Source organism: Streptomyces sp. NBC_01410, assembly GCF_045040195.1.
Classification (GTDB): domain Bacteria; phylum Actinomycetota; class Actinomycetes; order Streptomycetales; family Streptomycetaceae; genus Streptomyces.
This window is the reverse complement of record NZ_CP109530.1, coordinates 6,543,915-6,567,126: the sequence shown is the minus strand read 5'-3', so window position 1 is coordinate 6,567,126 and position 23,212 is coordinate 6,543,915. Positions and strand designations below refer to the sequence as shown.

The following is a 23,212-nucleotide window of genomic DNA, read 5'->3' as shown; positions in this document are numbered from 1 at the left end:
GGCCGCATCCCCGTCGCGGGGGATGCGGCCCATTTCGCCGTACTGCCGTACTGCCGTACTTAGTTGCGGATCAGGTTCCGCAGCACGTACTGCATGATGCCGCCGTTGCGGTAGTAGTCCGCCTCACCGGGGGTGTCGATGCGGACGACCGCGTCGAACTCCACACCCGTGTCGGTGGTGACCTTGACCGTGCGCGGCGTGGTGCCGTTGTTCAGCTCGCTCACGCCGGTGAAGGAGAAGGTCTCCTCGCCGCTCAGGCCGAAGGACGCGGCGGAAGCGCCCTCCGGGAACTGCAGCGGCAGGACGCCCATGCCGATGAGGTTCGAGCGGTGGATGCGCTCGTACGACTCGGCGATGACGGCCTTGACGCCGAGCAGCGCGGTGCCCTTGGCGGCCCAGTCGCGGGACGAGCCGGAGCCGTACTCCTTGCCCGCGAGGATCACCAGCGGGGTGCCGGCGGCCTGGTAGTTCTGCGAGGCGTCGTAGATGAACGACACCGGAGCGCCGTCCTGGGTGAAGTCGCGGGTGTAGCCGCCTTCGGTGCCCGGCGCGATCTGGTTGCGCAGGCGGATGTTGGCGAAGGTGCCGCGGATCATGACCTCATGGTTGCCTCGGCGCGAGCCGTAGGAGTTGAAGTCACGGCGCTCGACGCCGTGCTCCGTGAGGTACGTGCCGGCCGGGGTGTCGGCCTTGATGGCACCGGCCGGGGAGATGTGGTCGGTGGTGACCGAGTCGCCCAGCTTGGCCAGCACGCGGGCGCCGGAGATGTCCGAGACCGGGGTGGTCTCCATCGTCATGCCCTCGAAGTACGGGGGCTTGCGGACGTAGGTGGACTGCGGGTCCCACTCGAAGGTGTTGCCGGTCGGGATCGGCAGCGCCTGCCACTGCGCGTCGCCCGCGAAGACGTCCTGGTAGGACTTGTTGAACATGTCCTCGCCGATGGCGTTGGCCACCACGTCGTTGACCTCGGCCTCGGTCGGCCAGATGTCGTTCAGGTAGACCGGCTTGCCGTCCTGGTCGATGCCCAGCGCGTCCTTGGTGATGTCCACCTTCATGGAGCCCGCGATGGCGTACGCGACGACCAGCGGCGGGGATGCCAGGTAGTTCATCTTGACGTCGGGGTTGATGCGCCCCTCGAAGTTACGGTTGCCCGAGAGGACGGACGTAACAGCCAGGTCGTGGTCGTTGACGGCCTTGGAGACCTCCTCCGGCAGCGGGCCGGAGTTGCCGATGCAGGTGGTGCAGCCGTAGCCGACGAGGTTGAAGCCGACCTTGTCGAGGTAGGGGGTGAGCCCCGCCTTGTCGAAGTAGTCGGTGACGACCTTGGAGCCCGGGGCGAGCGTGGTCTTGACCCACGGCTTGCGGGTAAGGCCCTTCTCGACCGCCTTCTTGGCCACCAGCGCGGCGGCGACCATGACGTACGGGTTCGAGGTGTTGGTGCAGGAGGTGATCGCGGCGACGGTGACGGCGCCGTGGTCGATCTCGTACGTCGAACCGTCGGGGGCGGTGACCAGCGTCGGGCGGGTCGGTACGCCGTTGTGCTCGGCGGGTGCGTCGGAGGCCGGGAAGGACTCCTTGCCCGCCTCGTCGTCGTTGTCGACGTAGTTGCGGACGTCCTGCGCGAACTGCTCCTTGGCGTTGGCCAGGATGATGCGGTCCTGCGGGCGCTTCGGGCCGGCGATCGAGGGGACGACCGTGGAGAGGTCCAGCTCCAGCTTCTCGGAGAAGTCGGGCTCGGCAGCCGGGTCGAGCCAGAGGCCCTGCTCCTTGGCGTACGCCTCGACCAGCGCGAGCTGCTGCTCGCTGCGGCCGGTCAGCTTCAGGTACTTGATGGTCTCGTCGTCGATCGGGAAGATCGCGGCAGTGGAACCGAACTCCGGCGACATGTTGCCGATGGTGGCGCGGTTGGCGAGGCTCGTCGCGGACACACCCTCGCCGTAGAACTCGACGAACTTGCCGACGACGCCGTGCTTGCGCAGCATCTCGGTGATGGTGAGCACCAGGTCGGTGGCGGTGGTGCCGGGCGTGAGCTCACCGGTCAGCTTGAAGCCGACGACGCGCGGGATGAGCATCGAGACCGGCTGGCCGAGCATCGCGGCCTCGGCCTCGATGCCGCCGACGCCCCAGCCCAGCACGCCCAGGCCGTTGACCATGGTCGTGTGCGAGTCGGTGCCGACGAGGGTGTCGGGGTAGGCCTGGCCGCCGCGGACCATGACCGTACGAGCGAGGTGCTCGATGTTGACCTGGTGGACGATGCCGGTGCCCGGGGGGACGACCTTGAACTCGTCGAAGGCGGTCTGGCCCCAGCGCAGGAACTGGTAGCGCTCCTTGTTGCGGCCGTACTCCAGCTCGACGTTCTGCGCGAAGGCCTCGTTGGTGCCGAACTTGTCGGCGATGACGGAGTGGTCGATGACCAGCTCGGCCGGGGCCAGCGGGTTGATCTTCGCCGGGTCGCCGCCGAGCTCTTTCACGGCCTCACGCATCGTGGCGAGGTCGACGACACAGGGAACGCCGGTGAAGTCCTGCATGATCACGCGGGCCGGCGTGAACTGGATCTCCTGGCTCGGCTGAGCCTGGGAGTCCCACCCGCCGATCGCGCGGATGTGGTCGGCGGTGATGTTCGCGCCGTCCTCCGTGCGGAGCAGGTTCTCCAGCAGCACCTTCAGGCTGTAAGGGAGGCGGGCGGAGCCCTCGACCTTGTCCAGCTTGAAGATCTCGTACGACTCGTCGCCCACGCGCAGCGTGCTGCGGGCGTCGAAGCTGTTCGCCGACACGACAGTCTCCTTCATCAATGTGCGCGTACCTACCGCAATGCTGCCGCCATGGCTCCTCGCCGATCCGCTAAGGTAAGGCTTAGTTAGGTAGCCCTTACCAGGTGGCGGCTGCGGTACGCCTTCGATAGATATCTCGATGTCGAGATAACTCTAGTACATGACCGCTGCCGGGTCATGCCCGGACCTCCCCCGAGGGCGGGGCCCGGGCGCTCGTACGGCGGCACAGGGATTGCCGCGCGCGTGCGCCCGGCTCAGTATCGGAGCATGTTCAGCGGTGCGCACGTGATCCTCTACAGCCGGGACTCGGATGCCGACCGGGCCTTCGTCAAGGACGTCCTCGGCTTCGCGCACGTCGACGCGGGCCGCGGCTGGCTCATCTTCAAGCTGCCGCCGGCGGAGATCGCCGTGCATCCGACAGGGGATCAGCCGAAGGCGGAGTTCTATCTGATGTGCGACGACCTCTCGCGGACCCTGGCCAGGCTCACGGAGCGCGGGGTCGAGGTCTCGCAGCCACCGAGCGACCAGGGGTGGGGAGTACTGGCCGCGGTGCGGATGCCGAGCGGTGCCGAACTGCCCCTGTATGAACCAAAACACCCAGTTGCTCATAGTCTGTCACCCTGATGGCCCACCCCACGCGATCACATCTCATATCTGAGATAGCCTGCCGCCATGGCAGACGACTACCTCGTACGCATCGGCAAGCTCATCCGTGACGCCCGTCAGCATCGGGGCTGGACACAAACGCAGTTGGCCGAAGCACTCGGCACCAGCCAGAGCGCCGTGAACCGCATCGAGCGGGGCAATCAGAACATCAGCCTTGAGATGATCGCGCGCATCGGCGAGGCGCTCGACAGTGAGATCGTTTCGCTCGGCTACGCCGGGCCCATGCATCTCCGGGTGGTCGGCGGGCGCCGGCTGTCCGGGGCCATCGACGTGAAGACGAGCAAGAACGCGTGTGTCGCGCTGCTCTGCGGCTCACTGCTCAACAAGGGCCGTACGGTACTGCGGCGCGTGGCCCGTATCGAGGAGGTCTTCCGGCTGCTGGAAGTGCTGAACTCCATCGGGGTGCGCACCCGTTGGATCAACGAGGGCGTGGACCTGGAGATCGTGCCGCCCGCGCAGTTCGACATGGACGCCATCGACGCGGAGGCCGCACGCCGGACCCGGTCGATCATCATGTTCCTCGGCCCGCTGCTGCACCGGATGGAGAGCTTCAAGCTGCCGTACGCCGGCGGCTGCGACCTCGGCACGCGGACCATCGAGCCGCACATGATCGCGCTGCGCCGCTTCGGCCTGGACATCACCGCGACGGAGGGCCTGTACCACGCGAAGGTGGAGCAGGCGATCGCGCCGGACCGCCCGATCGTCCTGACCGAGCGCGGCGACACGGTGACCGAGAACGCGCTGCTGGCCGCGGCCCGGCACGACGGCGTGACCGTCATCCGCAACGCCTCCTCCAACTACATGGTCCAGGACCTGTGCTTCTTCCTGGAGGCGCTGGGCGTCAAGGTCGAGGGCGTCGGCACGACCACGCTGACCGTGCACGGCATCCCGAACATCGACGTGGACGTCGACTACTCCCCCTCCGAGGACCCGGTCGAGGCGATGAGCCTGCTGGCCGCCGCGGTTGTCACCGAGTCGGAGCTGACGATCCGCCGGGTCCCGATCGAGTTCATGGAGATCGAGCTCGCGGTGCTGGAGGAGATGGGCCTGGACCACGACCGCTCGCCCGAGTACGCGGCGGACAACGGCCGTACCCGGCTGGTGGACCTGACGGTGCGCCCCTCCAAACTGGAGGCGCCGATCGACAAGATCCACCCGATGCCGTTCCCGGGCCTGAACATCGACAACGTCCCGTTCTTCGCGGCGATCGCGGCGGTCGCGCTGGGCAAGACGCTGATCCACGACTGGGTCTACGACAACCGCGCGATCTACCTCACCGACCTCAACCGCCTGGGCGGCCGCCTGCAGTTGCTCGACCCCCACCGCGTCCTGGTGGAGGGCCCGACCCGCTGGCGCGCGGCGGAGATGATGTGCCCGCCGGCACTGCGGCCCGCGGTGGTGGTGCTGCTGGCGATGATGGCGGCGGAGGGCACGTCGGTGCTGCGCAATGTGTATGTGATCAACCGGGGGTACGAGGAGCTGGCGGAGCGACTGAACTCGGTGGGGGCGCAGATCGAGATCTTCCGCGACATCTGACCAGGGAATGCCGCCGAGCCTGGTGTCCCGCGCACGAACGATGCGCGGGACACCAGGCTCTCCTGGCTCAGTTCTTGCCGGTGCCCGAGGCCCCTGTCACCGGCCGCTCCGGGCCGGGAGTTGGCCGCAGTCGCCGCCGGCGCACTTGCTCAGCCAGTCGGCGAAGTCGGCGTCGTACGTGGTGCCGATGGTGTCGCGGAGCACGCTGTAGGCCGCGTCGTACTCGCCTGCGCGGTAGTGGCCGAGCAAGGTGGCCACGTCCTGGGGGTGCGACTGGAGCATGTAACGGACGCCCAGATAGCCCCACTGGTAGATACGGGTGGTGTCGGCGTTGTCGTAGGTGGTCCCGAAGAGCTGGCTGAGCTTGTAGGTGTTCTTGCCCGCCTCCTCGATCGCCCTGTCGTAGGTGATGCCGCGGTACGAGTAGGAGACGTACTCGGCGAAACCCTCGATCCACATCACGGTCGGGGTGGTCTGCCCGGCTGCGAAGTCGCCGTACATGTCGTAGCGGCCGTCGAGGTAGTGGGTGTACTCGTGGTTGAGGTTCCAGATCTGGAAGGCGCCGTCCTGGGCCGGCTGCTCGTAGGCGATGAAGCGCGGCTGGTTGCCCTCGGCGGCCGGGTCGCCCTCCAGGTACATGCCGCCGTTGTTGGTGTCGATGCCGAAGACCACACCGGCGTAGGTCTTGTAGTCGGTACTGGAGTTGAAGGCGACGATCTCGATGCTGGTGTTGTTGTCGTCCTTGACCGGACCGTTGTCCTTGACGATCCCGTGGAAGACCGGGTCCTGCTTGAGGACGCTGTCGCACGTGGCCGACAGTTCGGACGCGGTCAGCTCCTGTGCGAGGACCTTCACGCTCGGACCGCAGTCGTGCTTGACCGTCAGCACGGCGTTGCGCACGCGGTTCTGCAGGTCACAGGTGTCGTACTCGGCGCAGTTCTCCTTGTCGTACTCGTCCGTCATCTCAGCGAGGCCGACCCAGAGCGGGGCGGTGCGTCCGGTGATCTCGCTGCGGCCGAGCAGCTCCTTGACCAACGGCTTGACGGTGTCCTTGAGGTCGGCGTGCCGCAGGAAGCGGGCGAGTTCGCGTCCGGCGTTGCCGGCCAGGTAGGACTTGTCGGTGCCGAGCAGATCATCGTGCGCGACGGCGAAGTCACGCAGTCCGGTGAGGACGCTCGGGTCCGCCTTCACGGCTTCCACGAACTCCGGCAGCTGGTGGCCGCGGAAGAGCACGGTGTAGGTGTTGTTGACCGCCGAGAGCATCCCGTAGAACTGGTCGTACGACGAGTTGTAGTCCTTCTGCAGACGCTTGACCACGTCGAGGTGGCGGGTGTTCTCTCCGGAGCTGTCGATCAGGGTGACCGTCTCGGCCAGGGTTTCTCCGTTGGCCTCGGTGACGTCGAAGGCGTGGGACGAGCCGAAGAAGGCGTCCAGGGCGCCCTGGACGGCGCTCTTCAGCGTCGGTCCGTATTCGCCGACGTTCTCCGGCTGGTTGTACTGGATGTAGTAACCGGCGCGCAGGTACAGCACCACCTGGGTCGCGAAAGTGCTGTTGTCACCTGGGTAGTTGGCCGCGACATCCTTGAGTGCGTTCGCCACCGTGACCATCTGTTCCTCGCGGAAGAGGGCCTTGGAGTCCTCACCGGTCACGCTGAACAGCGTGTTGACACAGGTGGTTTCCGACTGCTTGATCTGCTCGACCAGGGCAGCGCCCGTCTTCGAGGTGAAGTCGCTGACCTTGCAGTCCGCCGCGGCCTTCGCCGCAGAGCGGGCCTGCTTGCGCTCTGCGGCGTTCTGGGCCGCGGGGAGCGGAGGCCGTTGCGCGGGGTTCGAGGTATTCGTGGCCGATCCCGCGGGGTCGACGGCGTGTCCGGGTGCGAGATCGGCGGCAAGCACGGTTGCGGAGGCGGGCTGTGGGGCGGGGGCCGACCTCGGTGCGGGCTTGGGTGCCCCGGAGCCGGCCGGGGCCGCCGCGCCATGGGGAGCGAGCATGGTGAGCCCCAGGCCGGCGGCGGCCACGGTGGGTATCAGCAGTTGGGCGAGTTTCTTGAGGGTGGGGGGTCTGCGCATGGCAATGGCCTCCAGGCCGGTCGGCAGCCGTGCGTGGGGCACGGCGGTGGGGGGGTGCGGACCGTGATGGCAGCGGAAGTTGAGCCCTCCCGCAGCTGTCATGCCCACGGAAAGTGTGACCGTACAATTTCACAGTTCACATGGCAGTGAAAGAGGGTTGCAAGCAGCAAAAGAAACTGATGAGTCGTCAGAGAGTGGTCCTGTCACGGACCTTGAGAGGGCAAGGTGTCCGGCAGGGTGAACTTCACCCTGCCGGAACATCACGCGGGATCAGCAGGCCATGGGTCTTCACGCCTTGCTGAGCCGCACCACGTCCCCTGCCCAGCCGTCCGCGAGGACATCGATACGGGCTCCGGTGTCCGGGTCGGTGAAGGTCTGGCCAGGCGCGTAGGCGGCCATGTCCAGCTGGGTGCAACCAGTGGGCGGGGTGGCGGTCGGGTTGGCGTTCATGACCCTGACCGGTCCCTCGCCGGTCTGAGCGGCGGAATCGACCTTGTAGATGAGCACGCCGGTGGAACAGGCGGCCTCGTCATTGCCCTCGGCACGGCGGGACTCCGCGACATACGCCGTGGTCTCGCCGGTGCGCAGTACCGCGATCTTGGTCCCGCCGGGGCGCTCCACCGGGGTCAGCCGTACCGTGCGGCGTCCGGGCCCGGGCAGACAGGCGACCTGGTTGTCGCGGGTCCAGCCGAGCTTCCACGAGTGCCAGCCGAGGTACTGCGGGGCGGGTCCCGCGATGTTGCCCATGACGTCCCAGCCACCGGCGTACTGGTGGGTGGGGGCGGTGAAGGAATACAGGTCCGGGAGGCCGAAGGTGTGACCGGTCTCGTGGGCGGCGACCTTGTATCCCCAGCGCCACATGTCCTGTCCGAAGGTGACCGCCCACTTGAGACGGGTGCCGTCGGCGGTGACACCGGACGTGTTCGGGTCGAAGAGGTAGGTCGGGGAGAAGGAGATCGCGGCCGCTGCCTTCGTGGGGACGACATAGACCATGTCGTACTGGGAGAGGTCCGCGTAGGGGTCGGCTGCGGTGATGGCGTCGCGTACGTACTTCTCGTGGGTCTCGAAGGTGAGGCCGCGCGCGAACCCGAACGAGCCGGAGTCCGCGGGCATCCGGATCCACCGGTGCAACGAGCTCATGGCGAGCTGGGAGCGGCCGTAGCTGGCGCGGCTCATCCAGTCGGCCGCCGGGGCGAGTTGGGCGGCGTACGCATCGGTGGAGTCCGTGGCCTGAGCATCGGGGAAGTCGACGAACAGGGTGAGGACGCGGCGGACGCCTCTGGAGGGCTGGAACTGGTTCGCGTCGGTGTTGTGGCCTTCGTCGGTCCAGCCGGTCTTGCCGACAAGAGCACAATCAGCGGCCGGAGCAGGCGAATTGGGCTCGGCGGCAGCGGTCGCCGTGGTCGGGGCGGCAAGACAGGAGGCAAGGGCGATTGCGGCGGCGAGGGGCCGCAGGCGGGTGGTCGGCAGAGTGGACATGTCTCTCCCATCAGAGGCAGTGGTAGATAGGCGGAAGGGAAGGGGAAGGACGGAAGAGGAGGGGGTTACGCGCGGTCAGCGGCCAGGTCCATCAGGCGGGCCAGCACGCGGCCGCCGGAGGCAGTGACGCCGTCGTGTTCCCACTCATTGGTGATCCAGACGCGGGTGCCGCCGACTTCGCGCGCGGTGCGCAGGGAGAGTGCGGCGTCCACATACATGTCGTCGTGGTAGACGATCGCGGAGAGGGGGACCTGGTTGGCGGCCAGGCGGTGCGGGTCGTACAGCGGCGGCCAGTCGGCGCGTTCGGCCAGCAGGTCGGCGGCGTTCGCGAAGGGGCGCAGACCCGTGATGTCGCGGAACATCCACGGGTAGATCATTTCTCCGGTGAGGAGAAGGGGATCCGCGTCCTCGGCGAATTCGGGGAGGTCCTCGAGCGCCCTCGAGGCGGCCCAGCCGCTCGAACCCGCGCCCTGACCGTAGAGCGTCTCCTGCATCACGGCGAACAGCGGATTGTCGGTGAAGCCGGTGAGGGCCATCACCTGGTGGAGGAAGGTGTCGCTCGGCTCGCCGCCGGCGTCCAGCGATTCGTCGAGCAGCCAGTGGATCCGTTCGAAGCCGTCGCCCATGCCGAGGGCGAGTCCGAGGGTGCGCAGGCGGCGGGTGGTGAGGCGGTCTCCGTTGGGCAGGCGGACCTCGGTGGCCGCGAGGAGATCGGCGATCTTGCGGAGGCGTGGGGCGTCGTCGGGGTAGCGGGCGTAGAAGTCGAGGACGCGGTCCCGCACCCGCGGGTAGGTGCGGGCGTATACGTCGTCGGCGGTGGCGGTGAGGCCGGGCAGACCACCGGTCACGTAGCAGGCGCGCAGTCCCTCGGGCGCCTGGGAGAGGTACGTGAGGGTGATGAAGCCGCCGTAGCTCTGGCCGAGAGTCTCCCAGGGCTGTTCACCGCAGAGCTGATGGCGAATCAGTTCCGCGTCGGCGACCACGGCGTCCGCACGGAAGTGGCCGAGATACGTGGCGAGTTGGGCGGGGGAGGTGAAGCGGGCGGCGGACCGGGCGGTGATCGGGGTGGAGCGGCCGGTGCCGCGCTGGTCCAGCAGGAGCACCCGGTGGGTCTTGAGCGCCTGGGCCAGCCAGCTCGGTGAACCGGCCGACGGACGCGGTGATTTGCCGCCCGGGCCGCCCTGCAGGTAGAGCAGCCAGGGAAGCCGCTCACCGGCTCGGGCCGGGTCGACGACCTCACGGGCGAAGACCTGGATGCCCGGTCCGCTGGGGGCGGAGTGGTCCAGAGGGACGGTGAAGACGTGGTCGACAGTCGCGTACGCGGGGTTCATGGATCCCTTTCACAGCCCAGAGCCGCAGCATGCAGTGTGACATTGCACAGATCAGCATGATGCGGCCGACTGTCGGTGGGGAGCCCCCACGTCCGCATAACTCCACGTTATGGAGGGCGGCGCGGCCCGAGTCGGCCGTGGCCCGACGCGAACGGGCCGCTAGGGCGTGTTTGAGAAGTAGCGCCGTCCGCCCGCAGGGCGGGCCCCGCGGCGTCTGGTGCGTGCAGTCGCAAGGCGGTGGGGGCACCTGGGGGAGATCGCCCACGTACTGGACGTACTTGGGCGACTCCGACAACACCGCGAGTGCGCGTGCCAGGCGTCGCGGGGTGGGGGTCCCTCCCAGGCGAAGCTCTGGGGGAGCTACTGCTCAAGCACGCCCTAGCCCGCGCTCTTCGCCGCGGTCCCGCTCTTGGCCCAGAGGGAGCGGACATGGCTCAGGTGCTTGGCCATGAGCTTCTCCGCTCCCTTCGCGTCGCCGGCGAGCATCAGGTCCAGGAGTTCCAGGTGTTCCTCGGCCGAGGGGATCAGCCCGCCGCGCTCGTCGAGGGCCGTGAGCCCGTACAGGCGGGATCGCTTGCGCAGGTCGCCGACGGTTTCGACGAGCCTCTCATTGCCGGAGAGGGCGAGGAGCGAGAGGTGGAACTGCCGGTCGGCCTCCAGATAGCCGATGAGGTCGTGCTCGCGCGCGGCCCGGACGATCTCCTCGGCGACCGGCCGCAGCGCCTCCAGTGCCTCACGGGCTGCGGACCGGGTGATCCGGCCGACCGTGGGGATCTCGATCAGGGCACGGATCTCGGTGTACTGGTCGAGATCGCGCTCGTTGACCTCGGTGACCCGGAACCCCTTGTTGCGGACGGGCTCGACCAGGCCCTCCCGGGCCAGGTCGAGCATCGCCTCGCGCACGGGCGTCGCGGAGATCCCGAAGTCCTCGGCGAGGACCGGTGCCGAGTACACCTCGCCCGGCCGCAGCTCGCCGGAGATCAGGGCGGCCCGCAGGGCGTGGGCGACCTGGTCGCGCAGCCGCTCGCGGGTGGCGTTGAGGTCGCGCTGCTTCAGGTGCCCCATAACGGTGGTGATCCCTTCATGCCGGAGCGGATCACCAGCGTACAATGTCACGTTGTTTTCACAGGTGACAGGGTGTACGTACGGCTGGAGGTGTAGAACTCCAAGGCCGAGTGACCCTGTTCGCGCGGACCGTGGCTGGATGCCTTGGCGCCGCCGAAAGGCAGATGGAAGTCGACGCCGTTGGACGGGGCGTTGATCCGGATCATTCCGGTGTCGAGCTGATCCAGTCCGTTCAGGGCGGTGTCCAGGTCCGCGGTGTGGACCGAGGTGACCAGGCCGTACGGGACCGAGTTGGTGATCCGTACCGCATGGGTGAGGTCGTCGGCGGGCAGCAGGGCCGCGATGGGCCCGAAGACCTCCTCGCGAAGCAGCCGGTGGCCCGGGGACACCTTCTCGACCAGGGTCGGGGCCGTGTACCAGCCGGGGCCGTCGGGCACGGTGCCGCCCGCGAGCACCGAGGAGCCCTCCCAGGCACTGCTGACCTGATCGCGGGCCTGTCCGTTGATCAGTGGTCCGCACACGGTGGACGGGTCGGCGGGGTCGCCGACCGGGACGGTCCGCAGCGCCTCGGAGAGTGCCTCGCGCAGAGGGTCGAGGGCCGCGCCGACCGCGATCACGCGGCTGGTGGCGGTGCACTTCTGGCCGGCGTATCCGGCGATCGCGGCGGCGATGTGGACCGCGGCCTGCTCGATGTCGGCGTCCGGCAGGACGAGGGCCGCGTTCAGGCCGCCCATCTCCGACTGGACGGGGATGCCCCGGGCCGTGGCGGCACGTGCGACTGCCTGGCCGACGGCTGTCGAGCCGGTGAAGGAGACGACGTCGGCGGCGGAAACGAGTGCGTTGCCCTCGGTCGCCCCGCCGGGCAGCACGGTGAACACCCCTGCTGTCAGGCTCTGTTGGACGATCTCTGCCAGTCGCTGGGCACACGCCGTCGCTTCCGGAGCGGGCTTGAGGACGACCGCGTTGCCCACGGCGAGTGCCGGGGCGGCCTTCCAGCTCGGGATGGCGAAGGGGAAGTTCCAGGGTGTGATGAGGCCCGCGACGCCGTGCGGGCGCCGGCGGGTGAGGAGGAGTCCGGGGCCGGCCGCGGGCTCGTGGACGGCTCCGGTGGGTTCGTAGGGGGCCTGGGCGTAGTACCGCCAGATCGCGACGGTCCGCGCGACCTCGGCCCTGGCCTCGGCGAGCGGCTTGCCCACCTCGCGCACGGCGAGGTGGGCAAGCTCGTCCGCGGCGGCCTCGATGCCGGCGGCGACCGCGGTGAGGGCCGCCGAACGCGCGGCCGCGCCACCGATCAGCCAGCCGGGCTGGGCGGCACGGGCCCGCTCGACGGCGTCAACCGTCGCGAACGCGCCGGGAGTCGGGATGTTGAGGAGTACGTCGGTGGGGTCGGCCGGGTTGTGGGAGACGATGCTGGTCACAGGAGGAAGCCTCCGGGGAAGGGGTCGTCCGGGTCGAGGAAGTACTGGGCGGTGCCGGTGATCCAGGCGCGGCCGGTGATGGCCGGCACGACGGCGGGCAGCCCGCCGACCTCCGTCCGGGAGAGGAGGCGGCCGGTGAAGCGCGTCCCGATGAAGGACTCGTTGACGAAATCGCGGCCCAGGGGCAACACACCGCGAGCGTGCAGCTGTGCCATCCGTGCCGAGGTGCCGGTGCCGCACGGGGAGCGGTCGAACCAGCCCGGGTGAATCGCCATCGCGTGCCGCGAGTGCTCGGCGTTCGAGCCGGGAGCCGCCAGGTAGACATGCTTGACCCCGGCGATCTCCGGCTGTTCCGGGTGGACGGGCCGGTCCGGCGAGGCGTTGATCGCGTCCATGACCGCGAGCCCGGCGGCCAGCAGGTCGTCCTTGCGGGCGCGGTCGAACGGCAGCCCCAGGTCGTCGAGCTCGACGAAGGCGTAGAAGTTGCCGCCGAACGCGAGGTCGTAGGTGACCGTCCCGTACCTGGGGACGTCCACCTTGCGGTCCAGGCCGACACAGAAGGAGGGCACATTGGTGAGCGTGACCGACTTCGCCGCGCCCTCCTCGACCGCTACGTCGACGCTGACAAGGCCGGCCGGGGTGTCGAGCCGCACCGTGGTGACCGGTTCGCTCACCGGCACCATGCCCGTCTCGACAAGGACGGTGGCGACGCCGATCGTGCCGTGCCCGCACATCGGCAGCAGCCCGGACACCTCGATGTAGAGGACCCCGAAGTCGGCGTCGGGCCGGGTCGGCGGCTGGAGGATCGCCCCGCTCATCGCGGCATGGCCCCGCGGCTCGTACATCAGAAGCGTCCGGAGATGGTCCAGATGCTCGATGAAGTGCAGCCTGCGCTCGGCCATGGTGGCGCCGGGGATCACCCCGACGCCGCCGGTGATCACCCGGGTGGGCATGCCCTCGGTGTGCGAATCGACTGCGTGGAAGACGTGTCGCGTGCGCACGATCAATCCTTTCGAAGCAGCGCGGATGCGGTCAGTGGTGACCGTCGGCGACGGCCTTCTCGGTGGCGGCCCGGACTCCGGCCTCGATCTCCCCGGTGAGAGGGGAGCGCGGCGGGCGGGTGGGGCCGCCGCGGCGGCCGACGATGTCCATGGACAGCTTGATGGACTGGACGAACTCCGTCTTCGAATCCCAGCGCAGCAGCGAGTGCAGGGACTTGTAGAGCGGCAGGGCGGTGTCCAGGTCACCGGCGACGGCGGCCTTGTACAGCTCGGCGCAGGTGGCGGGGAACGCGTTGGGGTATCCGGCGATCCAGCCGACCGCACCGGCCAGGGCGAGTTCGAGCAGGACGTCGTCCGCGCCGATCAGCAGGTCGAGTTCCGGAGCGAGTTCGGCGATCTCGTACGCGCGCCGTACGTCGCCGGTGAATTCCTTGACGGCGACGATGCTGCCGTCCTGGTGCAGACGGGCCAGCATCCCGGGCGTCAGATCCACCTTGGTGTCGATGGGGTTGTTGTACGCGACGACCGGCACCCCCGCCTCGGCGGCCTCGGTGTAGTGGGCGCGGACGGCCTGCTCGTCGGCCCGGTAGGCGTTCGGGGGCAGCAGGAGGACCGAGCCGCAGCCGGCTTCGGCCGCCTGCTCGGCCCAGCGGCGGGCCTCGGCGCTGCCGTAGGCGGCGACACCGGGCATGACCCGCGCGCCGTCGCCCGCGGCGTCGACGGCGGTGTGGACCACGCGGGCCCGCTCCTCGTCGGTGAGGGTCTGGTACTCGCCGAGCGAACCGTTCGGCACGACACCGTCGCAGCCGTTCTCGATCAGCCAGCGGACGTGCTCGGCGTACGCGTCGTAGTCGACGGACAGATCGTCGCGCAGGGGCAGCGCGGTGGCCACCATGATCCCGCGCCAGGGACGGGTGCTGTTCCAGGCGGTGCCTGTCATGAGTTGAGCCCTCTCTATAATGTGTGACATTTTACTGCTACGTATGCGGCGCCCACAAGGGGGACCGCGGGTCAGTGGTCGGCGCCCGGAGCCGGGTCGGGCCCGGTCTCGGGGGGTCCGGCGAGCGAAGCGAGTGCCGAGAGCGGAACGGGCACGGCGAACGGACGGCGTTCAGCGGGTGGTTCCACGGCACCCTCGCGGGCCGCGAGGCACGCTACAGCCGCCCCGCACATCCGCCCCTGACACCATCCCATACCGGCCCGGGTGAGGAGTTTGACGGTGCGTGCGTCGCGGGCCCCGAGGTCGGTGACGGCTTCGCGGATGCTGCCGGCGGATACTTCCTCGCAGCGGCACACCTCCGTGTCGTCGGTCAGCCAGCCCGCCCAGCCCGGTGCCGGGGCATGGGCGGCGGTCATCGCGTCGGCGAAGGCGCGCATACGGTCCCGGCGGCGTTGCAGCTCGCGGACGCGCCCTTCACGGACGGGGTGCCCGTGCAGTCTGGCGGCAGCCGCCAGCCCGGCCAGTTCCCCTTCCGAGCGGGCGAGCCGCACGCCACCGACTCCCCCGGTCTCCCCCGCCGCCCACAGGCCAGGCACCGAGGTCTCCTGAAGGCCGTCCAGGGCCAGGGCGGTTGTCCCGTCCCCCAGGGGGCGGGTGGCGCAGCCGAGCGCGGTGGCCAGTTCGATCTGCGGGGCAAGGCCGTGCCCCACAGCGAGCGCGTCGCACTCGATCCGCCGGCCCGCCCCCTGTACGGGCCGCCAGTCGCGGTCGAGCCGGGCGACGGTCACGGCCTCCACCCGGTCGGTGCCGTGCACCTGGGTGACCGCGCTGCGCAGCCGCACCCGCACCCGGTGCCGCAGCAGAGCGGCGCCGTGGACCGCGGCCTCCGCCAGCTTGTGCGGGTTGGTGACAAGCGCCCCGGGGCTGCGGGCGTACCGCAGATAGCCGGATGCCTCGACCACCGCCGGGACGCGTGCGCCCGCGGCGGCCAGCGATGTGGCGACCGCGAGCAGCAGGGGGCCGCTGCCCGCCACGACAACGCGCTTACCGGGCAGCACCAGGCCGGACTTGAGCATGGCCTGCGCTCCCCCGGCACCCACGACACCCGGCAGGGTCCAGCCGGGAAAGGGCAGTTGACGTTCGTACGCCCCGGTCGCGAACAGGACCGTACGGGCCGTCACCCGCACCGACCGCTCCGCGGTGCCGTCGGCCCCGGTGACGGCGTGCACCGCCCACAGACCGTCCTCCTCCTTGGTGACCGCCCAGACATGGTGTCCGCAGAGGTGGCTGACGTCGCTCTGCTCCAGGCGTCGGCGGAGCTCGGCGAAGGCGGCCCAGTCGTGGTGCAGTGCCTCGGGCCGCGCCGCCCCCAGGCCGGCCGCCGGATGCCGGTAGAACTGTCCGCCGTGCTGCGGCGATCCATCCAACATGGCTACGGACAGGCCGAGTTCGGCGGCGGTGACGGCACCTGCGAGACCGGCCGGTCCCGCTCCGATCACCGCGAGGTCGTACGGTTCAGACGCCGAGGCGGGCATGGCCGTGTCCCTCCTGGGTGGTGATCACGTCGCCGGGAGCGGCGGGCACCAGACAGGCTCTGCGGTTGGGCTCCCCATTGATGGTGGCGAGGCAGTCGTAGCACTGCCCGATGCCGCAGAAGACACCTCGCGGGCGGCCGGCCTTGCGCGTGGTGCGCCAGGCGAGGATGCCCGCGGTCCACAGGGCTGCGGCGACGGACTGCCCTGGCAGGGCGGTGACCGGACTGCCGTCCATCGTGATCTCGAACGACGGGCCGGGGTTCGCCCCGACCAGGTCGGTGGGGGTACGGGCCACTGCGGGCCTCCTCTCGTAGCAGACGGGGTCAAGCTGCGGCTTCGAAGCGGCCGGGATGGAACGGGCCCAGGTCCAGCGGTGGTTCACCGCCGTCCAGGCAGCGCGCGATGAGCAGCCCGGTGGCGGGGGCAAGCCCGATCCCCGCGCCTTCGTGACCACAGGCGTGCAGCAGGCCCGGCACCCGCGGATCGTGGCCGATGGCAGGGAGATGGTCGGGCAGATACGGGCGGAACCCCGCATACGTCCGCATCGCCCGGACCCCGGCCAGGACCGGGAACAGTGCGGTGGCCTGCACCGCCAGGCGGCGCACCACCTCGGTCGACAACGTGGTGTCGAAGCCGACCCGTTCCCGGCTGGCACCGATCAGGACCGGGCCCGCCGGGGTGCCCTCGACCACGGCCGAGGTTTGGAGCGCGGCGGAACCGCTCGCGACATCGGCGACGTAGTCCGCGGAGTACACCTTGTGCCGCACCACGCGCGGCAGCGGTTCCGTGACGAGAACGAATCCGCGCCGGGGCAGCACGGGAAGCTCGACGCCGGCGAGCCGGGCCAGCTCACCGCCCCAGGTGCCGGCGGCGTTGACCACGTACGGGGCATGCATGTCGCCGGCCACCGTACGCACCCCGCGTACCGATCCGTCCGCCGTGGTGAGCAGGCCGGTGACCTCCTCGCCGAGTCTGAGGCGCACCCGCCCGCCGCCCGCGCGCAGCAGATGCGCGGCCGCCAGGGCCGGCATGACCTGCGCGTCCTGGGGGTAGTGGAAGCCACCCGCCAGGCCGGGGGCCAGATGCGGCTCCAGGTCGTTCAACCGGTCCGCCGTGACTTCCTCCGCCCGCACACCGGCCTTGTCCTGTCCGGCCGCGAAGTCGCGCAGGGCGCGCATCCCGGCCTCCCCGGAGGCGACGACGAGGCCGCCCTTGGGTTCGTATTCGATCTGCGGCGGGAGCAGCTCGGCCAGTTCCTGCCACAATCCGGTGGACAGCAGCGCGAGTTCGAGTTCGGGTCCGGGCTCCTTGTCGGAGACCAGCAGGTTGCCCTCGCCGGCACCCGTGGTGCCGCCCGCGACGGGGCCGCGGTCGACCACGGTGACGGAGAGGCCGGCTCGCGCTGCGTAGTAGGCGCAGGCTGCGCCGATCACGCCCGCACCGACGACGATGACGTCCGAGGTGTTTCTCTTGGGCACGACAGTAATATTTCACATTGCATACCCGATGCCAAGGGCTTCGCGCGATCCACCCGCGCTCGCCTCCGCAGCAAGGCACCCATCCTTCCCTCGACGGCATCCGGCGCCCTCGGTGGCGCGCCCACTCGGACACAGGTGAGTAACGGGCTCGCCAGCACCTTGTCAGTGCAATTTCACATTACTATGTTACCTGTCACATTCCAGCCCCTGGCTGGCCGACTGTTCTCGGAGTGACCACTGATGAACACGCGCACCCTCACCGCCGTCGCCACCGCCCTGGCGGCGACCGTCACACTCGGCGCAGCCGGCTGTTCCGGCTCCAAGCAACCGTCCGGCGGCAAAGGTGCCGACGGCAAGAACCCTGCGACCGCCAACCAAGGCGCCGTGGTCGGCGGCACTCCGCAGAAGGGCGGCACCCTCACCGTCCTGTCCAACCAGGACTTCACCCACCTCGATCCGGCCCGCAACTGGGTGATGAGCGACATGGAGTTCGGGACACGGCTGCTCTACCGCACCCTGGTCACCTACAAGGCGGCCCCCGGCACCGGGGGCGGTGAACTCGTCCCGGACCTCGCGACCGATCTCGGCACCTCCTCCAACGGCGCCAAGACCTGGACCTTCCGCCTCAAGCAGGGAGTCAAGTACGAGGACGGTACGCCCGTCACCGCGCAGGACATCAAGTACAACGTGGAGCGGTCCTTCTCCCCCGACCTGCCCGGCGGCGCCGACTACGCGGCCCGCTATCTGGCCGGCGCCGACGGCTACCAGGGGCCCGCCGAGGGCAAGCACCTCGCCTCCATCAAGACGCCCGACGACCACACGATCGTCTTCGAACTCCGCAAGCCCTTCGCGGAGTTCCCCAACGCCACCGTCATGCCGACCTTCGCCCCGGTGCCCAAGGGCAAGGACAAGGGGCCTCAGTACGACAACCGGCCGTTCTCCTCGGGCCCGTACAAGATCGAGTCGTACCAGCGCGGAAAGAAGCTGGTGCTGGTGCGCAACACCAACTGGGACGCCTCGACCGACCAGGTGCGCAAGGCGTACCCGGACAAGCTGGTCATGGTGATGGGGCTGAAGGCGAACCAGATCGACGACCGCCTGATCGCCAGCCAGGGCGCTGACGCCTCCGCCGTCTCCTGGGGTGCGCTGCGCCCGGAGAGCGCGGCCAAGGTGCTGCCCAACGCGGAGGTACGCAAGCGGCTGATCGCCGAGTCGACCAACTGCACGGACATGGTCCAAATGCACACCGGGCGGGCCCCGTTCAATGACCTGAAGGTCCGTCAGGCCGTGCAGTACGCGCTCGACAGGGACTCGGTGCTCACCGCATCGGGCGGCCCCGCCTTCAACGACCTGTCCACCGCCTACATGCCGGCCACGCTCTTCGACGGCAAGGAACCGGACACGCTGAAGATCCCCGCGACCGGTGACGTCGAGAAGGCGAAGGAGCTGCTGAAGGCGGCGGGCAAGCCGGACGGGTTCGCGACGAAGATGACCGTCTCGACCGGGGACAAGGGGCGGGCCGAGGCGATCCAGCAGTCGCTGGGCAAGGCCGGAATCAAGGTCACCATCGAGACCGTCGACCCGTCGGCGTTCTACGCGACGATCGGCGACACCAAGAACCGCACCGACATCGCGTACACGGGCTGGTGCCCCGACTACCCGTCGGGCTCGACCTTCCTGCCGTTCGTCTTCGACGGCCGCTACATCAAGGAGAAGGGCAACTCCGGCAACCACTCGCTCTTCCGCGACGAGCCGACCATGAAGCGGATGGACGAAATCGCCGCCATGACCGACGCCAAGCAGGCCAACACCGCCTGGCAGCAGCTGGACGGCGAGATCCTCGCCAAGGCCCCCGCCGTACCGGTCCTGGTCCGCCGCTGGCCCCTGGTGCTCGGCAGCAACATCGCCGGCGCCTACGGACAGACCTCCTTCGGCGGTCAGCTCGACTACGCCACAGTCGGCCTCAAGGACCCGTCCAAGAGCCAGGGCTGAGGGCTCGTAAAGATCATGGCTCTCACAACAGCACCGGTGGAGGTTCCGGCGGGCAGCGGCCCCTGGCAGCTGGCCCGCGCGGAACTACGCCGCCGCACCTCCGTCAAGATCTCCCTCGTCATTGTCGCGCTCTTCGTCGTCATGGCCGCCGCCGCGCCCCTGCTGAGCGCACTGGGCGGCTGGTCGCCCGAGGAGTTCGACAAGTCCGCCGTCGACCCCTACCTGGGCGGGCTGCCGCTCGGACCGCTCGGCGGGATCTCCGCCGACCACTGGCTGGGCGTCGAACCCGTCACCGGCCGCGACCTGTTCGCCCGGGTCGTGCACGGCGCCCAGGTCTCCCTCCTGATCGCCTTCACCGCGACCGCGATCGTCGTGGTCGCGGGGACGGCGGCCGGGATCGCGGCCGGCTACTTCGGCGGCCGCACCGACGCGGTCCTCAGCCGGATCATGGACCTGACCATGTCCTTCCCCTCCCTCATCTTCATGATCGCGATGATGTCGGTGGCCAAGGACGTCAACCGGATCGTGCTGATGACCGCGGTGATCGGGCTGTTCGGCTGGCCCGGCATCGCCCGCGTGGTGCGCGGCCAGACGCTCTCGCTCAAGCACCGCGAGTACGTCGACGCCGCGCGGGTGGGCGGATCGGGGTCCTGGCGGATCCTCACCCGCGACATCCTCCCCGGCGTCGCCGGGCCGGTCATCGCGTACACCACCCTGATCATCCCGGGCATGATCGCCACCGAGGCGGCCCTGAGCTATCTGGGCGTCGGCGTCCGCCCGCCCACCCCGTCCTGGGGCCAGATGATCGCCGAGAGCGTCGCGTTCTACGACACGGATCCCATGTACTTCGTCATCCCGAGCATCTGCCTCTTCCTCGCCGTGCTCGCCTTCACCCTCCTCGGAGACGCGCTGCGGGACATCCTCGACCCGAGGGGAAGCCGCACATGACCCGCTACCTCGGCCGCCGGCTGCTCGGCGTGATCGGCGTGCTGATCGCGATCGCCGCCGTCACCTTCACCATCTTCTACGTCCTGCCCTCCGACCCGGCCGCCGCGGCCTGCGGCAAGTCGTGCAGCGCCGAACGCCTGACGGCGATCCGCGCCCACATGGGCCTGGACCAGCCGATCTGGGTGCAGTTCTGGGAGTTCCTCAGCGGCATCTTCACCGGCCGCACCCTGGGCAGCGGCCAGTACGCGCTGCACTGCGGCTTTCCCTGCCTCGGCTACTCGTACGAGAACAGCGAGTCAGTCTGGGGCCTGCTGATGGACCGGCTTCCGGTCTCCGCCTCGCTGGCGTTCGGCGCGGCGGTGCTGTGGCTGCTCCTCGGCCTGACCGCCGGGGTCACCGCCGCCCTGCGCAAGGACACCCTGCTCGACCGGGTCCTGATGATCGGCGCGGTCGGCGCCGCCTCGATGCCCGTGTACTTCACCTCGATGATGCTCATCTACGGGCTGATCCGGGTGGCGGGGCTGTTCCCCTATCCGCAGTACGTGTCCTTCGGCAGCGACCCCCTCGACTGGGCGACCAACCTGCTCCTGCCGTGGCTGGCACTCGCCATTCTGTACGCGGCCATGTACGCACGCCAGAGCCGCAGTTCGATGATCGAGACGATGGCGGAGCCGTTCATCCGCACTGCCCGCGCCAAGGGTCTGCCGCGTCGCACGGTCGTCGTCAAACACGGTTTGCGGGCCGGCATGACGCCGATCCTCACCATCTTCGGCATGGACCTGGGCGGGCTCCTCGCGGGCGCCGTCATCACCGAGTCCATCTTCGGACTCCCGGGCATCGGCCGGCTCTTCTACGGCGCGCTCGCCAGCGGGGACCAGCCGGTCATCCTCGGGGTCACGCTGCTCGCCGCCACCTTCATCGTCGTCGCCAACCTGGCCGTCGACCTGCTGTACGCCGTCGTCGACCCGAGGGTGAGGTTTTGATGACCGGAAGCCAATCTCTGCTGACCGTACGGGACTTGAGTGTCACCTTCGGGACAAAGCGGGGGCCGGTGCGGGCCGTGGACTCGCTCAGCTTCGACGTCCACCGGGGCCGCACCCTGGGCATCGTCGGCGAGTCCGGTTCGGGCAAGTCCGTCACCTCGATGGCGGTGCTCGGGCTGCACACCGCCGCAGAGGTCACCGGCTCCATCAGCCTCGAAGGACAGGAGCTGCTGGGGCTCCCGGAACGGGAGCTGAACCGGCTGCGGGGCCGCCGGATGGCCATGATCTTCCAGGACCCGCTCTCCAGCCTCCACCCGTACTACACGGTCGGCGAGCAGATCGCCGAACACCACCGGGTTCACTTCGACTCCCGCCGTGCGGTGGCCCGCAGGCGGGCCGTGGAGATGCTCGCCGAGGTCGGCATCCCCGAGCCGGAACGCAGGGCGGGCGAGTATCCGCACCAGTTCTCCGGCGGGATGCGCCAGCGTGTGATGATCGCCATGGCGCTGGCCTGCGAGCCCGAACTCCTCATCGCGGACGAGCCGACCACCGCCCTCGACGTCACCGTCCAGGCCCAGATCCTGGAGCTGATCGCCCGGCTGCAGGAGGAGCGCGGACTCGCCGTCGTCATGATCACCCACGATCTCGGGGTGGTCGCCCGGGTCGCCCACGAGGTGCTGGTGATGTACGGCGGGCGCGCGGCCGAACAGGCCCCGGTGGACGACCTGTTCGCAACCCCCGCCCACCCCTACACGCGCGGGCTGCTCGACTCCCTGCCCCGGCTCGACGACAGCGACGACGAACCGCTGCGGGCCATCCCCGGAAGCCCGCCGTCCCTGCTGGCACCCGGCCCCGGCTGTGCGTTCGCGCCCCGCTGCCCCCGGGCGGCAGGCGCCTCGGGGAGCGAGCGGCTGCGCTGCGAGACCGAACGGCCCCTGCTCTCCGGACCGGCCGAGCATCCGGCTGCCTGCCACCTCCCCGCATACGAAGGCGTCGCGTCATGACCAGTACAGCTCAGCCACTCCTCAGCGTGCGGCCGCTCCTCAGTGTGCGGGACGTAACGATGGCCTTCCCGGGAAAGCGCCGCCGCGCGGATCCCGTGCGAGCCGTCGACGGCATCAGCTTCGATGTGGCCGCCGGGGAGACGCTGGGCCTGGTCGGCGAGTCCGGCTGCGGCAAGTCCACCACCGGGCGCATGATCGTACGGCTCCTGGAACCCACCACCGGCTCGATCACCTACGACGGCCACGACATCAGCCATCTGTCCCAGCGCGAACTGAGGCCACTGCGCCGCGAACTCCAGATGGTCTTCCAGGACCCGCACTCCTCCCTCAATCCACGCCAGACCGTGGCCCGGATCATCTCCGACCCCCTTCTGGCGCAAGGGAGTTCAGCGGCGGACGCACGCAAGCGGGCAGCGGAGCTGATGGACCTGGTCGGACTCATCCCCGAGCACATCGACCGCTATCCCCACGAGTTCTCCGGCGGCCAGGCCCAGCGCATCGGCATCGCCCGCTCGCTCGCCACCAGCCCCCGGCTGGTCGTCGCCGACGAGCCCGTGTCCGCCCTCGACGTCTCCGTACAGGCCCAGATCGTCAACCTCATGGAACGCCTCCAGCAGGAGCTCGGCCTGGCCTACCTCTTCATCGCCCACGACCTTTCGGTGGTCAAGCGGGTCTGCGACCGGGTCGCCGTCATGTACCTCGGCCGGATCGTCGAAATCGGCGACAAGAAGCGGGTGTACGCCGCCCCCGCCCACCCCTACACCCGGGCGCTGCTCTCCGCGGTGCCCCTGCCCGACCCCGCGGCCGAGCGTGCCCGCGAGCGCATCACGCTCCTGGGCGACCCGCCCAGCCCGGCCTCTCCCCCACCGGGCTGCACCTTCCACCCGCGCTGCCCCAAGGCCCAGGCCATCTGCCGCGCCGAGGCACCACTGCTGCGGATCGCCGCACCCGGCGAGCCGAGGGAGGTCGCCTGCCACTTCCCCGAGGCGGCCTGA

Annotated in this window: 18 protein-coding genes; 7 read left to right on the top strand and 11 right to left on the bottom strand. The window is 69.5% G+C overall.

All coding sequences use genetic code 11. The annotated features are described in order from the left end of the window. Nucleotides 1–59 precede the first annotated feature (59 nt). Complete coding sequence (gene acnA / locus OG741_RS30140; protein ID WP_405603093.1) at nucleotides 60–2,774, bottom strand: aconitate hydratase AcnA; 2,715 nt, start codon at nucleotides 2,772–2,774, stop codon at nucleotides 60–62. Nucleotides 2,775–3,038: 264 nt separating this feature from the next. Between acnA and OG741_RS30135 the strand changes: the two genes are divergently transcribed. Together OG741_RS30135 and OG741_RS30130 are read left to right on the top strand one after the other, a co-directional pair. Further along, nucleotides 3,039–3,395: a VOC family protein gene (locus OG741_RS30135; RefSeq protein WP_361905015.1), complete on the top strand. Its 357-nt coding sequence runs from the start codon at nucleotides 3,039–3,041 to the stop codon at nucleotides 3,393–3,395. 48 nt (nucleotides 3,396–3,443) lie between these two features. After that, the gene (locus OG741_RS30130; RefSeq protein ID WP_324987218.1) at nucleotides 3,444–4,973 is read left to right on the top strand and encodes a UDP-N-acetylglucosamine 1-carboxyvinyltransferase; all 1,530 of its coding nucleotides are present in this window, start codon (nucleotides 3,444–3,446) and stop codon (nucleotides 4,971–4,973) included. 96 nt (nucleotides 4,974–5,069) lie between these two features. Here OG741_RS30130 and OG741_RS30125 read toward each other — a convergent pair whose 3' ends face one another. From OG741_RS30125 to OG741_RS30080, 10 genes are all read right to left on the bottom strand, one after another. Beyond that, nucleotides 5,070–7,043, bottom strand: a complete 1,974-nt coding sequence (locus OG741_RS30125; protein ID WP_405603092.1) for a collagenase — start codon at nucleotides 7,041–7,043, stop codon at nucleotides 5,070–5,072. A 288-nt stretch (nucleotides 7,044–7,331) separates the two neighbouring features. Continuing rightward, entirely contained in the window at nucleotides 7,332–8,522 is a 1,191-nt protein-coding gene (locus OG741_RS30120) for a M6 family metalloprotease domain-containing protein (protein WP_405603090.1), read from the bottom strand. Between the two features lie 65 nt (nucleotides 8,523–8,587). After that, the gene (locus tag OG741_RS30115; protein ID WP_405603089.1) at nucleotides 8,588–9,853 is read right to left on the bottom strand and encodes an alpha/beta fold hydrolase; all 1,266 of its coding nucleotides are present in this window, start codon (nucleotides 9,851–9,853) and stop codon (nucleotides 8,588–8,590) included. Nucleotides 9,854–10,231: 378 nt separating this feature from the next. Further along, nucleotides 10,232–10,918, bottom strand: a complete 687-nt coding sequence (locus OG741_RS30110; protein WP_405603088.1) for a GntR family transcriptional regulator — start codon at nucleotides 10,916–10,918, stop codon at nucleotides 10,232–10,234. Nucleotides 10,919–10,965: 47 nt separating this feature from the next. Beyond that, the gene (locus OG741_RS30105; protein ID WP_405603087.1) at nucleotides 10,966–12,336 is read right to left on the bottom strand and encodes an aldehyde dehydrogenase family protein; all 1,371 of its coding nucleotides are present in this window, start codon (nucleotides 12,334–12,336) and stop codon (nucleotides 10,966–10,968) included. Further along, complete coding sequence (locus OG741_RS30100) at nucleotides 12,333–13,337, bottom strand: proline racemase family protein (protein ID WP_405603086.1); 1,005 nt, start codon at nucleotides 13,335–13,337, stop codon at nucleotides 12,333–12,335. Before OG741_RS30100 ends, OG741_RS30105 begins: the two co-directional genes overlap by 4 nt. Before the next feature lie 31 nt (nucleotides 13,338–13,368). After that, nucleotides 13,369–14,277, bottom strand: coding sequence for a dihydrodipicolinate synthase family protein (locus OG741_RS30095; protein WP_405603084.1), 909 nt, complete (start codon nucleotides 14,275–14,277; stop codon nucleotides 13,369–13,371). 71 nt (nucleotides 14,278–14,348) lie between these two features. Beyond that, complete coding sequence (locus OG741_RS30090; protein ID WP_405603082.1) at nucleotides 14,349–15,812, bottom strand: NAD(P)/FAD-dependent oxidoreductase; 1,464 nt, start codon at nucleotides 15,810–15,812, stop codon at nucleotides 14,349–14,351. Next, nucleotides 15,793–16,107, bottom strand: a complete 315-nt coding sequence (locus OG741_RS30085; RefSeq protein WP_324987141.1) for a (2Fe-2S)-binding protein — start codon at nucleotides 16,105–16,107, stop codon at nucleotides 15,793–15,795. Before OG741_RS30085 ends, OG741_RS30090 begins: the two co-directional genes overlap by 20 nt. A gap of 28 nt (nucleotides 16,108–16,135) precedes the next feature. Then, a complete protein-coding gene (locus tag OG741_RS30080) occupies nucleotides 16,136–17,290 on the bottom strand; it encodes an NAD(P)/FAD-dependent oxidoreductase (RefSeq protein WP_405603080.1) in 1,155 nt (384 codons plus the stop codon). Nucleotides 17,291–17,530: 240 nt separating this feature from the next. Here OG741_RS30080 and OG741_RS30075 point away from each other — a divergent pair, with 240 nt between their 5' ends. Genes OG741_RS30075 through OG741_RS30055 form a run of 5 tightly spaced genes read left to right on the top strand, consistent with a single transcriptional unit; the run spans nucleotide 17,531 to nucleotide 23,212 of the window. Beyond that, nucleotides 17,531–19,282 (top strand): ABC transporter substrate-binding protein, encoded by a 1,752-nt coding sequence (locus OG741_RS30075; RefSeq protein WP_405603079.1) that lies wholly within the window; start codon nucleotides 17,531–17,533, stop codon nucleotides 19,280–19,282. Nucleotides 19,283–19,297: 15 nt separating this feature from the next. After that, nucleotides 19,298–20,230: an ABC transporter permease gene (locus OG741_RS30070; RefSeq protein ID WP_266482033.1), complete on the top strand. Its 933-nt coding sequence runs from the start codon at nucleotides 19,298–19,300 to the stop codon at nucleotides 20,228–20,230. Next, the gene (locus OG741_RS30065; protein ID WP_405603077.1) at nucleotides 20,227–21,213 is read left to right on the top strand and encodes an ABC transporter permease; all 987 of its coding nucleotides are present in this window, start codon (nucleotides 20,227–20,229) and stop codon (nucleotides 21,211–21,213) included. Before OG741_RS30070 ends, OG741_RS30065 begins: the two co-directional genes overlap by 4 nt. Further along, nucleotides 21,213–22,217, top strand: a complete 1,005-nt coding sequence (locus tag OG741_RS30060; protein ID WP_405603075.1) for an ABC transporter ATP-binding protein — start codon at nucleotides 21,213–21,215, stop codon at nucleotides 22,215–22,217. Before OG741_RS30065 ends, OG741_RS30060 begins: the two co-directional genes overlap by 1 nt. After that, a complete protein-coding gene (locus OG741_RS30055; RefSeq protein ID WP_405603073.1) occupies nucleotides 22,214–23,212 on the top strand; it encodes an ABC transporter ATP-binding protein in 999 nt (332 codons plus the stop codon). The genes OG741_RS30060 and OG741_RS30055 overlap by 4 nt, the downstream gene beginning before the upstream one ends.

Excerpts from the sequence above, each read along its gene's own strand:
- OG741_RS30130 (WP_324987218.1), top strand. The coding sequence starts at position 3,444 with ATGGCAGACGACTACCTCGTACGCATCGGCAAGCTCATCCGTGACGCC.
- OG741_RS30055 (WP_405603073.1), top strand. The coding sequence starts at position 22,214 with ATGACCAGTACAGCTCAGCCACTCCTCAGCGTGCGGCCGCTCCTCAGT.
- OG741_RS30060 (WP_405603075.1), top strand. The coding sequence starts at position 21,213 with ATGACCGGAAGCCAATCTCTGCTGACCGTACGGGACTTGAGTGTCACC.
- OG741_RS30070 (WP_266482033.1), top strand. The coding sequence starts at position 19,298 with ATGGCTCTCACAACAGCACCGGTGGAGGTTCCGGCGGGCAGCGGCCCC.
- OG741_RS30125 (WP_405603092.1), bottom strand. The coding sequence starts at position 7,043 with ATGCGCAGACCCCCCACCCTCAAGAAACTCGCCCAACTGCTGATACCC.
- OG741_RS30090 (WP_405603082.1), bottom strand. The coding sequence starts at position 15,812 with ATGCCCGCCTCGGCGTCTGAACCGTACGACCTCGCGGTGATCGGAGCG.
- OG741_RS30110 (WP_405603088.1), bottom strand. The coding sequence starts at position 10,918 with ATGGGGCACCTGAAGCAGCGCGACCTCAACGCCACCCGCGAGCGGCTG.
- OG741_RS30095 (WP_405603084.1), bottom strand. The coding sequence starts at position 14,277 with ATGACAGGCACCGCCTGGAACAGCACCCGTCCCTGGCGCGGGATCATG.
- OG741_RS30135 (WP_361905015.1), top strand. The coding sequence starts at position 3,039 with ATGTTCAGCGGTGCGCACGTGATCCTCTACAGCCGGGACTCGGATGCC.
- OG741_RS30075 (WP_405603079.1), top strand. The coding sequence starts at position 17,531 with ATGAACACGCGCACCCTCACCGCCGTCGCCACCGCCCTGGCGGCGACC.
- OG741_RS30115 (WP_405603089.1), bottom strand. The coding sequence starts at position 9,853 with ATGAACCCCGCGTACGCGACTGTCGACCACGTCTTCACCGTCCCTCTG.
- OG741_RS30120 (WP_405603090.1), bottom strand. The coding sequence starts at position 8,522 with ATGTCCACTCTGCCGACCACCCGCCTGCGGCCCCTCGCCGCCGCAATC.
- OG741_RS30065 (WP_405603077.1), top strand. The coding sequence starts at position 20,227 with ATGACCCGCTACCTCGGCCGCCGGCTGCTCGGCGTGATCGGCGTGCTG.